Origin of the sequence: Halioxenophilus sp. WMMB6 (assembly GCF_033283405.1) — a bacterium.
Lineage (GTDB): Bacteria > Pseudomonadota > Gammaproteobacteria > Pseudomonadales > Cellvibrionaceae > Halioxenophilus.
In genome coordinates, this window is record NZ_JAWMQR010000002.1 from 358433 (window position 1) to 372594 (window position 14162).

Annotated in this window: 16 protein-coding genes; 3 read left to right on the top strand and 13 right to left on the bottom strand. The window is 56.3% G+C overall.

Annotation, left to right across the window (positions count from 1 at the left end; all coding sequences use genetic code 11):
• Positions 1-447: 447 nt before the first annotated feature.
• Positions 448-1452 (bottom strand): aromatic ring-hydroxylating dioxygenase subunit alpha, encoded by a 1005-nt coding sequence (locus tag SBL51_RS07350; RefSeq protein WP_317930247.1) that lies wholly within the window; start codon positions 1450-1452, stop codon positions 448-450.
• A complete protein-coding gene (locus tag SBL51_RS07355; RefSeq protein WP_317930248.1) occupies positions 1453-2541 on the bottom strand; it encodes an aromatic ring-hydroxylating dioxygenase subunit alpha in 1089 nt (362 codons plus the stop codon).
• A gap of 266 nt (positions 2542-2807) precedes the next feature.
• Between SBL51_RS07355 and SBL51_RS07360 the strand changes: the two genes are divergently transcribed.
• Positions 2808-3635: a helix-turn-helix domain-containing protein gene (locus tag SBL51_RS07360; protein WP_317930249.1), complete on the top strand. Its 828-nt coding sequence runs from the start codon at positions 2808-2810 to the stop codon at positions 3633-3635.
• A 14-nt stretch (positions 3636-3649) separates the two neighbouring features.
• Here SBL51_RS07360 and SBL51_RS07365 read toward each other — a convergent pair whose 3' ends face one another.
• From SBL51_RS07365 to SBL51_RS07385, 5 genes are all read right to left on the bottom strand, one after another.
• Positions 3650-4513 (bottom strand): LysM peptidoglycan-binding domain-containing protein, encoded by an 864-nt coding sequence (locus tag SBL51_RS07365; protein WP_317930250.1) that lies wholly within the window; start codon positions 4511-4513, stop codon positions 3650-3652.
• A 58-nt stretch (positions 4514-4571) separates the two neighbouring features.
• Positions 4572-6668: a di-heme-cytochrome C peroxidase gene (locus SBL51_RS07370; protein WP_317930251.1), complete on the bottom strand. Its 2097-nt coding sequence runs from the start codon at positions 6666-6668 to the stop codon at positions 4572-4574.
• Positions 6669-6832: 164 nt separating this feature from the next.
• Complete coding sequence (locus SBL51_RS07375) at positions 6833-7738, bottom strand: cytochrome c (RefSeq protein WP_317930252.1); 906 nt, start codon at positions 7736-7738, stop codon at positions 6833-6835.
• Between the two features lie 33 nt (positions 7739-7771).
• A complete protein-coding gene (locus SBL51_RS07380) occupies positions 7772-8080 on the bottom strand; it encodes a hypothetical protein (protein WP_317930253.1) in 309 nt (102 codons plus the stop codon).
• 16 nt (positions 8081-8096) lie between these two features.
• Entirely contained in the window at positions 8097-8477 is a 381-nt protein-coding gene (locus SBL51_RS07385; protein WP_317930254.1) for a hypothetical protein, read from the bottom strand.
• A 171-nt stretch (positions 8478-8648) separates the two neighbouring features.
• Between SBL51_RS07385 and SBL51_RS07390 the strand changes: the two genes are divergently transcribed.
• Positions 8649-9215: a hypothetical protein gene (locus SBL51_RS07390; RefSeq protein ID WP_317930255.1), complete on the top strand. Its 567-nt coding sequence runs from the start codon at positions 8649-8651 to the stop codon at positions 9213-9215.
• A 69-nt stretch (positions 9216-9284) separates the two neighbouring features.
• On the opposite strand, the gene SBL51_RS07395 is transcribed toward SBL51_RS07390, so the two are convergent.
• From SBL51_RS07395 to SBL51_RS07420, 6 genes are all read right to left on the bottom strand, one after another.
• On the bottom strand, positions 9285-10118 hold the full coding sequence (locus SBL51_RS07395; RefSeq protein ID WP_317930256.1) for a CPBP family intramembrane glutamic endopeptidase: 834 nt from the start codon (positions 10116-10118) through the stop codon (positions 9285-9287).
• The gene (locus SBL51_RS07400; RefSeq protein ID WP_317930257.1) at positions 10115-10879 is read right to left on the bottom strand and encodes a sulfite exporter TauE/SafE family protein; all 765 of its coding nucleotides are present in this window, start codon (positions 10877-10879) and stop codon (positions 10115-10117) included. Before SBL51_RS07400 ends, SBL51_RS07395 begins: the two co-directional genes overlap by 4 nt.
• A 101-nt stretch (positions 10880-10980) precedes the next feature.
• Positions 10981-11457: a GFA family protein gene (locus SBL51_RS07405; protein WP_317930258.1), complete on the bottom strand. Its 477-nt coding sequence runs from the start codon at positions 11455-11457 to the stop codon at positions 10981-10983.
• A 147-nt stretch (positions 11458-11604) separates the two neighbouring features.
• On the bottom strand, positions 11605-12018 hold the full coding sequence (locus tag SBL51_RS07410) for a GFA family protein (RefSeq protein WP_317930259.1): 414 nt from the start codon (positions 12016-12018) through the stop codon (positions 11605-11607).
• A 72-nt stretch (positions 12019-12090) separates the two neighbouring features.
• Positions 12091-12480, bottom strand: a complete 390-nt coding sequence (locus SBL51_RS07415) for a VOC family protein (RefSeq protein WP_317930260.1) — start codon at positions 12478-12480, stop codon at positions 12091-12093.
• Between the two features lie 36 nt (positions 12481-12516).
• A complete protein-coding gene (locus tag SBL51_RS07420) occupies positions 12517-13254 on the bottom strand; it encodes a tetratricopeptide repeat protein (protein ID WP_317930261.1) in 738 nt (245 codons plus the stop codon).
• A gap of 352 nt (positions 13255-13606) precedes the next feature.
• Between SBL51_RS07420 and SBL51_RS07425 the strand changes: the two genes are divergently transcribed.
• Positions 13607-14083, top strand: coding sequence for a hypothetical protein (locus SBL51_RS07425; RefSeq protein WP_317930262.1), 477 nt, complete (start codon positions 13607-13609; stop codon positions 14081-14083).
• The last annotated feature ends 79 nt before the right edge of the window (positions 14084-14162 follow it).

Sequence of the window (14162 nt, forward strand, 5' to 3'; positions counted from 1 at the left end):
CTCGATACTCCACTCATTGCAAGCGCCGAACCAAGCAATTCAACAAAACCGGATATGAGCGTTTCAGATATCTATTTAATTTATGGCGATATATCAAATCCAACCTAAACCACCCCTATTGAACGCCCATCAAGGTTTTGAATCCAGAAGAGTGCAGCACTCTAAAAAAACCTCAAACAAAGCACCAAAACCAGGCATTTAGGCCTTTTTATCGACCCATGTAAAACAATCAAATGCTAATTCACGCTAAGCGCACACAGGTGAGGGCATAAAACAAGGCTCAGCCAGCGCGTTTAAATAAAACAGAAGGAAGGATGGACGATAACGAGTTAAATTTTTATGGATAAAAAAAGGCCCAGTGTATTTACACTGAGCCGACGCACAACTAGAGATGAGAAAAGCGGTTAAATTGAGCGACTGGAAGACTGATTAAACCTGCGGTTTAGCTTAATTGAGAACGCCATAACGAATGCCACTGCTTTTCAGCCAGTGGCGATAGGCAACGGAAAATTTGTCAGCCGCCTGCGATACTTCGCTGGTGGTATTGAGTGGCAGTTTTTTGGGTGATTGCGACTCCAACACGGCTCGATCTTCCAGAAAGATCTTCTCCTGAAATTCGGCGTACTCTGCCTGCGGCTTGCCCTTGGCGTAGCTCAACGCGGAAATCATCCACGCATTGACCAGCTCCTCCGCCTCCGGCGCCAACGACAGCATAATCAGATCCGTTGGCTTATCAGCCTGTCCGAGCGGTTGCTTGGAGAGCATTGCCGTGCAGGGCCGCAAAATACGATAAATGTAGTCAATCTCCACCTCATCTTTCAGATGCGCAGCCGCCTTGGGTTGCCTGGCGCGGCAGTCAGAAGCGACCAGAGTCTCGGCCTCCGTCTGTACGGTGTAATCGGCAATTTCGCTATTGCCACTGGAGCCCAGCGAACCTTGATGAATAAACGAGAAGTGAGCCATATCGATAAAATTTTCGATGGCGCGGGGGGCGCTGGTATTAACGCGATAGGGGCCGGTAATGACCAACTCATAATCATCATCCAGGCCGACGAACTCTGGTACGGGCCGTTCGGCATCGCCCAAACAGACCCAAATCACACCGTAGCGCTCACACACGGCAAAGCTCTTTAGCGCACTACGCGCCGACGGGGTGATCGTCGGCTGCGCCGGACGCAAAAGACAGTTACCCTGCTGATCGAACTGCCAGCCGTGATAAGGGCAGTGCACCAAGCCGTCGACCACCTGGCCCAGAGAGAGCTTGGCACCGCGATGGGGGCATTGATCCAGAACCACCGCCAACTGCCCCTGGTGGCGCCAGATTAATAGTTCGGTTTCGAGCAAACTCACCGTTAGTGAGCCACCCTCCGCCAGGCAATCGGACTGACCGACAATATGCCAATCATTAAAGACCACCGGACAGAGATCTGATACTGGAATCGTGTTGGTCATTTAATTCACTCCTGCAGATTGATTAACCGCACGCCCCAAGCCCATCTCCGCCAGGACCCGGCGATAAGCCACCGAGAAGCGGTCACAGGGCAGATGAACCTCATCCAATAAATTGAGCGGCAGAGCCTTGGGCCGTTGATTTTCAACCAGCGGAGCATCCTCCTCATTGATCTTTTGAGTGTCGGACTGCCAGAACTCGGCGTTTTCAATACCCATGGAGTCAGTGACAATCTGAAAAATTTGGCACTCGTAAGCTGAGATCGGACAGACGGTATCGTAAATGTCATTGATAAACGGGTAGTCCTCGCACTCTACCCGAATGTAACTGCTAAACGGCAGGGTGAGCTGGTAGTAATAAACCACATTGCGGGTTTGCATCTGGCCCAGAGCATAGTCAGCCGATACCGGCTCTCCTTGAGCCGTCATGCGCACCCGCTCGCGGTAGGGCAGTTGAAACGCCAGGCCCGTTGCCGTGCGTTCAACGTCATACTCCGGCAATGGATCATCCTCTTCACCACCAAAGGTTTGTGTGTGCACAAAGGGAAAATGGGCAACGTCGTTAAAGTTTTCCACGTGGCGGGCGGCCGAGGCCTGCCAGCGGCCACTGGCGATATAGACCGGCTCACGCTGTGGTTGAGCCAGCTCAGGCCAATCGACCAGCGGCTGTCGGGGTTCGGGCTTTAAACAGACCCACAACAGGCCATATTTTTCCGCCGCCAGATAGCGGGTGAGATTGCGGCGCGGCGAAAACTTCGCATTTGGCCCTAGGCAAGGAATACGCACACACTCGCCCAAATCGTTAAAACCCAGGCCGTGCATTGGGCAAACCAGCAAGCCCGATTGACTCTCTCCCTGGCTCAGCCTGGCCCCCCGATGGGGACACTGATCTTTAAAAACAGAAAGGCCTGTCTGGTTACGGACCACCACCAGATCAACATCCAAAAGCCGTACGGGATAGGGAGCTTCACCAATCTCATGGCAGTAAGCGACGGGGTGCCAGAAGCCTGCCAGTATGTGCCAGTCGTTTTCGGCAATGGCACTGTGTGCCGGGTAGTCTGTCGCTGCGACAGAATCCAGTGGTAAAAACATGCGCAACCTCTCTGCTAAAAAACGCTTGCCACAGATGCTTACCACTATACCCAGCCAGGTGCCCCCTACCGATACCCGGCTCCCGCCTATTTTTATCTGAAACACTCAAGCATACAGCAACAGGCATCCCCTCTTGACACTCGACTACCAGAACAATAGCGTTATTACGGCCAGTTAATGGGAAAAATAATTTCGGAGCGCTCGGGACTTAGCAGCAGCTGGCCAGACCGTTTTATCTGAAACAACCATCAGCGCAGGAGCAGAACGTGCCGTTATTTACCAATAGCCCAGGGTTTGAAATTGGTCAGATGCACTACCAAAACGGCGGGGTTTATGGGCCGGTACTGCGCCCTTTCTTTGTTATTTTTGTCATCTATAGCGGCGAGGCGGTAATCATCGCAGATAACCAGGCCATTACCGTGCGCGCCAACGAAGCCGCTTTTATTGCTCACCGTCACAGCCTGGAAGTCCGCATGCCCAGCCGTCAGCACACCCACATTGCCTGGTGTGAGACCTACGATGACAACATCAGCAAAAAGGAGTGGGCACAACTGCAGAAGATCCCCTCAGTAATACCCCTGGCGGAACCACTGCGGGAAATTTACGGGTTGGCATTGAGCTGTGCAGAGCAATCAGAAAAATCGCAACAAAGTGTGGTGAACGCCCTCTGCGTTGCGCTATTCCAAGCCTATAAACAGGCAACAGATCAACTCACCGGCGACAAACCACTGCCCGCACCGCTGGAGCGCGCCGTTCGCTTTATTGAGCAACACTTCGCCGAAACGCTAAGCACCGGCACCTTGGCCGATGCTGCGCTGCTCAGCACGTCGCAGCTGACCAAATTATTTAAACAGTTTTTGAATACCACACCGCAAAAATATCTGTGGCGGGTAAGAACAGAGAAAGGCGTCTATCTATTAAAATATTCGGGCTTGTCGATTGCGGAAATTGCCGATCAGTGCGGCTTTAAAAATCAGTACCACTTCTCCCGCTTGGTGACGGAGTATTTTCACAGCCCACCCAGCCGGCTGCGTAAACAGCACTGGTTCAGCGAAAGCGTCGATCCGTCAACCATCTCCGATATTCATTTCTAAATTAGCGGGCGGGATCAAACAGTCGCCTTGGCGATGTAGGCCTTGCGCCGTTTAAAACGATCCTGGGGCATACCGCGGCTGTTTACCCAGTAATCTTTGTCGGCCATTAATTTTGCCAATTGGTTGAGATCGTTGACCACCAGCAGTGGTTGTACCCGTTCGCGGGTGGCGGGTGTGTAGTCGCCGCGATAGCGCAGGTCGACGACCACATCTCTGATGGCGGGGTGCAGTGCCGCCCACTGGCAGGCACCGTATTTGGCGACCACATCGGCCTTGGTGCAGATGCGCTCGACATCACCTTCGAGCTCCTGGTAGGTGATCATAAATAACAGGCGCTGCTGCTTGGCCGAGATTTTTTCATCGCGCAAGCCCAGCTGTTTAATTTTCTCCTTGGCTTTTTTGCCCTGCAGGCCGCGCAGCTGGGCAAACTTTGTCGCCTTGGCGAGCCTCACGCCGGCGTGAGTCAGATCCTCAATAATGCCGGCTTCGCTGCGCTCTTTCATATCGTAGCCGCGGCCGATGGTGGCGCCCGAGGTGGCGGTGGGCACATGCAGTACCCGGCTGAAGTAGGGCCCCTCCTCCTCCATGCCCTCGGCGTCGAAGGTGAGCTGGCCGAAGGGGACGGTAAAGGCGTTTTTATCCAGGCTTTGATCGCGCCCCCCCACCGCCGGCCCGGCTTCGGTGGTCGCCGCGGCCGTACCCGGCTCTGTGGCTGGGGCGGTGGGAAAATCTCCGGGGATGGAGATCGCCTGGCCGGGGAAGATGGCATCGGGGTTGGCCTTCAGGCGCGGGTTTTCAGCCAACAGATTATTGAGAGTAACGCCGTATTTGGCGGCTATGGCGGCCAGGCTGTCACCTGGTTTCACTGTATGGTACATGGCTTACCTCGTTGGATTGGTAATCAACCACTAGCCGCCGCAGCCTGCGGCGGCACCGTTAAAGCGTCTTCAGATACTCAATAATTGCCAGCCGTTGCTCGGGGCTCAGCTCCGGGCCAATGGCACCCTGGGGCTGATTCCACCAGGGCTGGTTGCTGTCGTAACAGCCGGAAAACTCATGCCCCTGGTTGCTGTTGCCCGGCACCCGGGTATCCAGAATAAAGAGCCCCTTGCTTGTATATTTTTTGCCATCGTCGAGCGCCGATTGCAGTTTTTTCTGTTGGCTGTCGTCGACCTCAAGCCCGACATGTACCGGGTCAAAATCGATAGCACCCAGGGTAAAGGCAGCAGGCCGTTCCACCACCGGCGAGAGCAGGTGGTAGAGGGTGGGCACCGAGCCATTGTGCAGGAAGGGGGCCGTTGCCCACACGCCGTTGAGCGGTCGCGCCTTGTAGCCCTGGCCCGCCTGCAGGCAGTTGGGCCGCCCCTCCTCAAACACCGCCTGCTGCTCGGGGGAGAGGTAATTCTGGGCAAACCAGGTGTCGTTCACCTGCTGCACTATGCCGCCCAGGGCCAGGGCAAAGCTGATATTGGGGCCATCGCTGATGGGAATGGTCACCAGCGGCCCGGTGTTTGGTTTTGGTTCCTGGCTGCGGTCGATTGGCCAGCCGGGGTTGTAGGGGTTTGCCGGCAGCTGTGGGGCGTGGGTGCAGACCTGGGTATCAATACCCATGGCGCTGCTGTTACCTGCCTCACTGCGGCTGTCGCCGGCGGTATCGACGGTGCGATTGACCAGCACATTGCCCTGCGCCGGGTCGGTACCAATTTGCGCGTGGTCGATCACATGCACATGCAGCAACTGCTGCGCAACCTGCTGTGGGTGGCCATTTTCGTCCTGGTAATTGATGTGTTTAAACTCCGACCAGAAGGCTTCGGTGTTAGGTGCCGGCAGGTGACACCCTTGGCAGAGGCGGCCGTAGAGCAGCTCACCCTCATGGGCCAGGGCGGTATCGATGGCCGGCAGTGCCTTCGGCCAGGGCGGCGACAAGAGGCCGGAAAATTTCTGCTCGGGTACCGGATTGCTGCCGCTCAAGGATTTTTCTATCCAGAGCAGATTATCGGTCGCCACCGAGGAGGCGAAGCGCTTCTCCTGGTGCGGCACCCAGCTATTAACATAGGCACTCACCCCCATCGCCTCACCGGTGTTGCGAATCAAGGGGTTCATGATGGAGCCGTCGTACTGCACCCAGTCGAACCAACTGGAGGTCCAGATGTGCGGGTAGTTAACCGGCGCGTTGATGGCGACGTAGTTTTGAAAACGGCCCGGGTCCAGGGCAAACACCTGGTTGCCAATGCGGTTGAGTGCATCGAGGCGACTGAAGCCCTCCACCACGTCGATCTCGCCCGGTTGCGAGGCGAGAAATTCCACCAGGCTGACCAGCTCATCGGCCAGCGCCAGGGCGTTGGCATCGTTGTAACCGTCGGCGCCCAGCACATTTTTGGCAAAGCGGTTAAAGCGGCCGTGCAGCAGCGGCACCTTGGCGGAGACCAGCGTCTGGCCCAGGGCCGCGCCCAGGGCTTTGGTGAGCTGGCCGAGGTCGGTGGTGGCCGGGCCGCCATCGATCACGTACTCGCTATCGTTGTAAATAAAGTGGCTGGTGTGACAGGCGGAGCAGTTAAAGCCCACGGCGGTCACCTGTTGGCTGATACCCGGCAAATTCTGGTTGGCGGTAAGCGCAAAACCGATGGGCAGGCCGTAGGGGTTGTAGTCGCTCACCTCATCTTTAATAAAGCCGAAGCGCAGCAGATAGTCGTTGTCGGTAAATTTGCCCTTGTTGCCAAACGGCAGCGTCCAGAGGCTGCCGGCGGGCTTCTCCAGTGCCAGCAACCAGCTGAGCGGAATGGGCAGGGTGCGGGTACCCTGGCTGATATGGTGGTACTGCTGACGCAGTGGCTGATTCCAATTCTGCTCCGGCCAGTAGCGTTGGCTGGCCACCGGCGCCGCCGGTAATTTGGGTGGCGTTAAGCCTTCCACCACGGCCCCCAGTTTACGGCCGGTTAAAAAACCGATCACCAGCAGCACAACAATCACCAGCAGCAACCATTGCAACCAGTGACGAGATGAACGTTTACGACCGGGAAACCCAGTGGCCATGGCAACTTCCTTTTATTGTTATATAGCTATTTTTATAAAGCGTGCAGGCGGCAGATTATTCATTACCGCCAGTGCCTTCTCAAGCAGAAAAATAACAGGCCGACTCTTAAATACGCTTACTGGGATGGGCTCGCGCCATCACAGTAATGCGGCCAAGCGGCGGCTCAGCGCGCCTGAAGATAGCGAATAAAAGCAACCAACCCCTGCAATTGCTGCTCATCCAACACCGATGCGTAGTTGGGCATTTTGGTTTGCGGGTAAAACTGCGGCGCCGAGCGAATCACTGAAAGCAACAGCTCATCCGGGAAGTGGGCGGCGGCACTGGTGGCGGCCGCCAGGTCGGGCCCCATACCACCACCGATGCTGTCCACCGCGTGGCAGCGCAGGCAGTAGTGGTTAAACAGCTGGAAGCCGGCTTCAGCTTGTGGCTGTGCCGCGGACGGGCGGAAGCTTGCCACCTCGCTGGCCACCGCCAGTTCGATAGCGCGCAGCTGATAGGGCCAGGGGTAGTCGTGGCTGTCGGCGGGGGCGGCGCCCGCAGCGCTTTGCCATACCACATAAAAGGGATCAAAACCGATTACCTGCTCGCCGTATTGATAGGGCAACCAGCGGCCATCTATACGGTCGGCTTCCGTACCCTCGGCACTGGCCAGCACCAGATAGGCGCGCACCTGCTTACTCAATAGCAGATCGGAGCGGGCGGTAACGGTGTAGCCGTCGAGGCAGACAAAACTGAGTTCATCCTCCCCCGCCAGGCTCGCCGCCGACAGTCCCAGAGCGTTAAACAGCGCCAGCAGATCCACCGCCCAGTAGCGGCGCTGACCATGGTAGACAGTGTCGTCGATGTCGATAATGGCCGCAGGCACGGTAGCGATGATCTCCGCCACCGACAGCCGTTGTTCGCCGCCCGCCAGGCGGATGGTCAACTGCCGCTGGTCATCGGCCTGCAAGGGGTAGGCCTCAGCCTGGGCGCTACTCACCAAAGCACAATTCACCAGCAGCCACCAGGCCAGCAAACAGAATAGCCAACGCCATTGAATTAACACGCTGTCCCGCAACCGCTTTGTCATCACTGTGCCCGCTTCCCTTAAATTGCCTGCTCGCTATTCATCTTCTACAGGCAAGGGTTGCACCATCAAGGGCGTGCAACTGCCCTCGGTAATCTGGCGCACCGCCACCCTAAGATGATCGCCCACCGCCGGCGGCGGCTCGGTGAGCAGGGTGCGGCTGTCGACGCTGCGCTCGAGTTCGGGCAGATAGAGCACCACAGCCGAATCGGTTACCCCAGTGACCACGGCTACAGCTTGCAGAGTGAGGTATGTGCAGGAGCCGCCCACCGGGCGTTCAAAAATACAGCCACCGAGGCCTAAGGTAGTCGTCAACAGCAGTGGCAGCAGCGCTGGCTTCAACATGGCAATAATCCCCTTTTTATTCACGCACAATAACCTGGACGTAGTGGTACCGGGTCACCTCCTCGGCCTCCTCGGGGCTAAGGTCAGCCAGAGTTTGACCGGGGGCAAACGACAGCCGATTAATAAAATAGAGCTTGGCTTCACCAGCCTGCAACGCCTTGAGGTGAGTGCGATACTCATCCGGGTAGAGCACCGAAACCACGCCATCTGGCGCCACCATCAAGCCCCACACCATGGAGCGGGTCGGGATCCAGTTCGGCCCCTGATAGATCACCTCCCGCTCCTCACCCACCGTTAAAATCAGCGGTTGGCCAGCATCGGCGGTTTTACCCCAACAGCCGCCCGGCAGATCACAGTGCAGATTACTGCAACCGTTGAGCAGCACGGCCGCAGCCAACAGACAAAGCCATCGTATTGAGCTGACGCGAAGAAAATAAGCAAGAGTTGGCGATGTTGACGAACGAATAAAAATCGAGGGGAAAAATGACATCAGCTGAATTTTGCGCTTCTATTAAAAAAGGAAAAGTAATTATTTCAGCCATAAAGTTTAGCAAGGATAAACGCCCCCATGAAATTGAGTTACCTTCTGGCCCCAGTTGCTCTGCTGTTCGGCCAGGGCAGTGTCGGCAATCCACTGCCCGAAGCACCCCACGACCTGGTCCAGGCGGACGTCTGCCCGTTTGAGTGCTGCACCTACGGCCAGTGGCAGGTGGTCGCCCCCACCAATCTCTTCCAGGCACCTGCCGCCAGCAGCCCAGTGGTTGCCGAACTGGCGGCCGGCAGCCAGGTGAGTGCAGTCACCGGTGAAGTGCACACGCTACAAGCCGGTCATGTGCGTGTGAAACGGGCTTACCAGAGTGACGCCTCTGGCCGGGCCTATCGTGCCGGCAGTGAGCTGTTTGTCTACAGCTACGAGGGTGAAGGCTTTTACCAGGTCTGGTTTCACGGTGAAATGTACAGCGAAGAGGTCTCTTTTATGGCCGGCTGGGACAGCTGCGAAGAGGAGGAGACCTGCTGGGGTGAAGTGTTGCAAACCCCGGAGAGTGAGTGGTGGATACAAATAGAAACCCCCTTCGGCGAGCGCGGCTGGAGCAACCAACCCGAGAATTTTGCCGGCAAGGACAGCTGCGGTTAAACGGAAAAGGATAACGGTGGTTAAGCTGGTTTTAAGCGGGTATTCCCCGCTTAAAACCACCCCGCCCCATTAAAACCACCAGGTCTGGGGAAACTTGCCCTGGGTAACCAGCGAGGCGACATCCATCCCCACAGCAACACCGGCGTGCACCAGAAAGCCACCCCAAATGGAGCGCGAGCGCAGGGCCAGAATACCCAGAAAGAAGCCAAAGAAGATTGCGCCGGTGGCCTCCAGCCAGAGCTTGGGAAAATGGATCATTAAATAGGGTACGCACATAATCCAGATGGCGTTGGCCCCCACCGCCGGGCGCAGGGCATTTAACATAAAACCGCGAAAGAAAAATTCCAGGCAGGCAAATTGGGTCAGGTACAGAAGCTCCCACAGTAAAAAGTCGGTAAGGCTGCGCGCTGCTAATCGGTAAAAGGGGTAGTGCTGCAGAAAATCGGAACGGAAACTGACCAGATAGATAAACAGCAAAATTGGCGAGAGCAGCATCAGGTAGCCAAGCCAATGCTCGCGGGTTTCATTCAACTTCACCCCCATCGATGCCACCGGCAGTTTCAACAGCCAACGCAGCACCGCCCAGGGCAGCAGCACATAACCCACCACATGCCAGAAGGTCCACCAGGCGTAGTTAATCAACTCCAGATAGTGCGTGTGGTAGAGCTGCTGGCGATAGTAGCGCGGCGCTTCCCCGGCCCAGAGCGAAAGCTGCTCCAACGCGGCGTAAAAGGTGGTGGTGAATTTCAGGTAGTGAATTAACAGCAAGCTCACCGCCACACAGGCGAGCGTGATAAACAGGCGGCGGGTCGCCTCGGCCCGGGCCATGGTGTAGGAGTCCGGCGCGTTGTCCAGCGCCTCTATCACCCGCCAAACATTGAATGCCTGCCAGCGGCGGTTCATAGGCTTTTTCCAATCAACGACACGCCCACCAAAATTGTGATCACCTCAAACACCCGTTTAATTAACACATTGCCATATTTAATGCCGAAGTGAGCGCCCAGGTAACCACCGGCCACCGCCCCCAGCAGCAAGCCGGGCAACCACGGCCACTTCACCGGTGCCTGCAACGCCAGGGTAACGGCACCGGTGCCATTCCAGAAGAGCCCCACCAAAATCAGGGTATAGGCGGTGGCGCGTTTGAAGTCGAAACCAAACCAGATAATTAACCAGAGGGTGACAAACAGGCCGGTACCCGAGGTGAGTGAGCCGTTGAGAAAACCCCAGAAAAAGAGCCCAACGGCACCCACCAACACCCCCATCGGTTGCCGATGACGAGGTTGGTACTCCTGACCCAAGGCCTTTTTGAAATAGGAGTAGAGACCAATACCAACCGTGAGCACACCTAGGCTGATCTGCGCAATCTGGGGCGCAATGGCAAGAATAGTGTTGGCCCCCAGCACCACACCGGGCAGCCCGGCGACCAGTATCAGCAAGGCAAAACGCCACTCGGCGTTGCCCGCGCGCAGGTGTTTAATACTGGCCCCCACCCCCAGGGCGACGCTGGCAATCTTATGCGTGGCCAGGGCCATGGTAAACGGCAGCCCCAGGAAAATAAGCGCCGGCAACTGTAACAGCCCGGAACCACCGCCCGCCATGGCCGACAGACCATTGGCAACTAACGACACCACAAACAGAAACAGTTGCTCTAGTAACAGATCCACAATGACTCAATCAATCCCTATCCCAAACCGGCTGACAGTTTAGGCAGCGTTAGACTAAATGCAAAGCGCTCCGGTCAGAGTAAAGATTAATGAGAAAGTCATTAGCCACGCGCCGCACGAAAACGCTGTAGCGTCGCGGCCGACCAAACTTCTTTTGGATTATAAAATTCATCGGCTCTAGCCGCCCCTTCCGGCAGTACCACCCAGGGCAGTTTGGTGGAGGTGTAGATGTGAATATCGGGCGGCAGGCGCCCGGGTTCATCGAGGGTGCCCACCCGCATAAAATTAATGTTGGGGCCGGAGGGATGGTAGTGGCTCCACAAGGCCACGCGGCATTTCGGGCAGCGCACGATGATCTGGCCGCTGCCACTCTGGGAGGGGGTGGTGATCTTTTCCAGCTCGCCCTCTACGGCAACCTGGGCGGCCTCCACCAGAGCATTTAAGGCGAAGGCGGTACCTGTTTCGCGCTGGCAAAATGAGCAGTGACAGCAGTGCACAATTAACGGCGTTACCGAAAACTGGTAGCGCACCTGGCCACAAGAGCAGCCACCGGTATGGAGTGAATTGACTTGGTTCATCGATCTACCTCATCCGACTATTTTTTATTGGATCAACCAAGCAGTAGCGCAATTCAATCGCTTAAGCTAACGCCAGGCTGGGAGAAGTGTTCAGAGGTTGGCATTAAAAAAATGCGCTGGCAATAAGACCACCCAATTAAATGCAAATTACCAGGGCATCTCTTCATCGGAGCCGCCAAACATTGCTGGGAAGCCTTTTAAGTGCGGCAGATCATCAACCACCGGCAACACCGCAAACTGGCACTGCAGGTGGTGGCTGGGTTTGAACTGCCCCGGCGGCAACAGATTAGCCTTTACCCCTTTCCAGGGTGCACCCGGTGGTTCGGCATAGAGAATGGTGCCGCACTGGCGGCAGCGGGTACGCGGATTGTTTTTGTAAACCCAGGTATCGGTTTCACCGCTTAAATGTTCAACCTGATCTTCCGGGTAGAGCATCACCCCAATATAAGCGGCGCCGTGCACCGCCTGGCAATCGTCACAATGGCAATAGAATTGATGAATCGGTTCCCCGTGCAGCGCAAGCTTTACTGAACCGCACAGACAGCTCACTTCACTCGTCATGGTTTTTGCTCCCGCATTATTATTTTGTTGCTTATTTGGGTCATCAAAGGTTGGTAGTTAAACGTTGGCTAGCTACTTTTGTGTTGGCCAACAGTTGGCCTCGACAGCGAATCGCCCGCCCTCCTGTTTAACCACACAGAATTTCTGGCCGGTGGGCGCCTGCATCACACACCAGCTATCCACTCGCGCCACCTCGGTTGCCCCCAGCGCCTGCAGCCGTTTTACCTCCGCCTCGATATCATCGGTTTCGATATCCAGGTGCACGCGGCTGGGGTGATTAACTTTTTGCACCTCTATGTGCAGGGCGTCGTTGGGGTCGCAGAGGCGCACATACTTTTCACCTTCGGCTCCAGGAAATGGCTCAATGGCCATGCCCAGCGCCTGCCCCCAAAAGCTGGCCGCCGTATTCAGGTCGTCGGTTTCGCAGTCGATAATAAAGCCGGCCAACTTACTTTTGTGCATGGTGCAACTCCTTGATGGCGACGATAAAAGATGTGCCTATTGACTGAGCTCACTTCTGGCCAGGCGCAGTATCTCTTTGTGTAACTGACTGTAGTGTTTCGGCGCCTGTTTGGCACCGTCGGTAATGGCCTGAAAAATTTGGCGGGCGCGGTCGTTCTGATTCTGGCTCTGCAAAAATTTACCGAAATAGTAGGCCGCATCGGGGCCGGTAAAGTAGCTGTAGAGGGTTTCGTATTCGTGCAGCGCTTCGGGAATGGCTTGCAACTGCTCCAGTGTACGTGCATAGAGCAGATGCGCCGACTGATTTTTGTAGTCGGGGTTTGCCTCGATCAAGCGATCCAGAATTTCCCGCGTGATTGAGTAATTCCCCAACTGGAACTCACAGCTGGCCAGGCCAAACATAAAGTGGGGGTCGTCGGCATAGGGGCCTTGCAGGCACTTCTGGTAGAGGGTTTTGGCATCGCTGTAGAGCCCCTTGCTGTAACACTCCTCCGCCAGCCTTTTGGAGTTCTCCACCGAGTCGTTCATAGCGTAGTGACGGGTGGCGGCGTTGAAGTCGCGATTGGGGTTGACCACCGAATTTACTTTGCGCCGGGCACTGCGCCCGGCCCGAGTGTGGCTGAATTCGGGCAGCACTTCCAGAATCAGGTAGGCGAGGGTACCGGCCAACGGCAGCATCACCACGATCCATATCCAGGTGGTGTTGCGCCCGGTTTTAACGATGTGGATAACAAGCGCAACCTGAATTAATACCGATAAGATAAAAAACGGCATGGCACTGACAATCCCTTAGTAGCAATCCTTTTAAATGGTGGCCACCGCCTGGCTGATAGCCGGCCGCGCTCACTTCTTATTGTTCCTTCTCTTTCTGTTTTGGCCTAAGCAGACGCTGAAAGGCCGAGCCCAGACACCCAGGTCACCAGGGCAGGCAGACAATTAAAGCCGAGCACCAACAACCCCGCAAGTAGAGATTCCCCAGGCTGACAACTGGCGCACTTTCTTGTAAAGCCCAACCATTTTCACAATATTTGCGCGCCAGTTCACCCAAGCCAGTTGAACCCTTGCTGGCCGCCACCACTCTATGCCATTGTTGCCACCGCTTGTAACCGCCGTCAGTGACCACCTTATGTACAAACTGCTTACCAAACTCCTGCCCGCTTCTTTTGCACCACTCCTATTGGGCTTGGCCACGGCCGCTGTCGGCGACAGCCAAAGCCTGTTGCTCGGCGCCTGGAACTGTAAGGGCGAGGTGCAACGGCCGGAGGGGAGCTACCGGGTAAACGCAGTGGTACAGCTGGCCGAGGCCAGCGCCCTGATCAGCCAGGGCGAACTTTTTGTCTTCAGCCCCTGGCTCGGCAGCGAGATTCCCATGTCGTTCAAGGCCACCGGCACTTGGGAGCTGAAAGAACAGACCCTGCACGGCAAACTTACCGAGGGCAATATCGCCACCGGCAACGCCTTTACCGATCAACTGGCCGATATTCTCGAGCAGCAGATTCAGGCCTCGCCCAACTTCCGCGCCGAGATCACCCAGCTCAACCAGCGCTCGCTCACCTTTAAGCCCGAACAGACCAACCCGGTCACCTGCCTGCGCGCCTCCTGAGAAGCGCCACCGATGGCCATCGGTAAGCTGCATGCACAGCTTGTGGGCATAGGGGTTATCCTAGGGCACAGCACCAGCC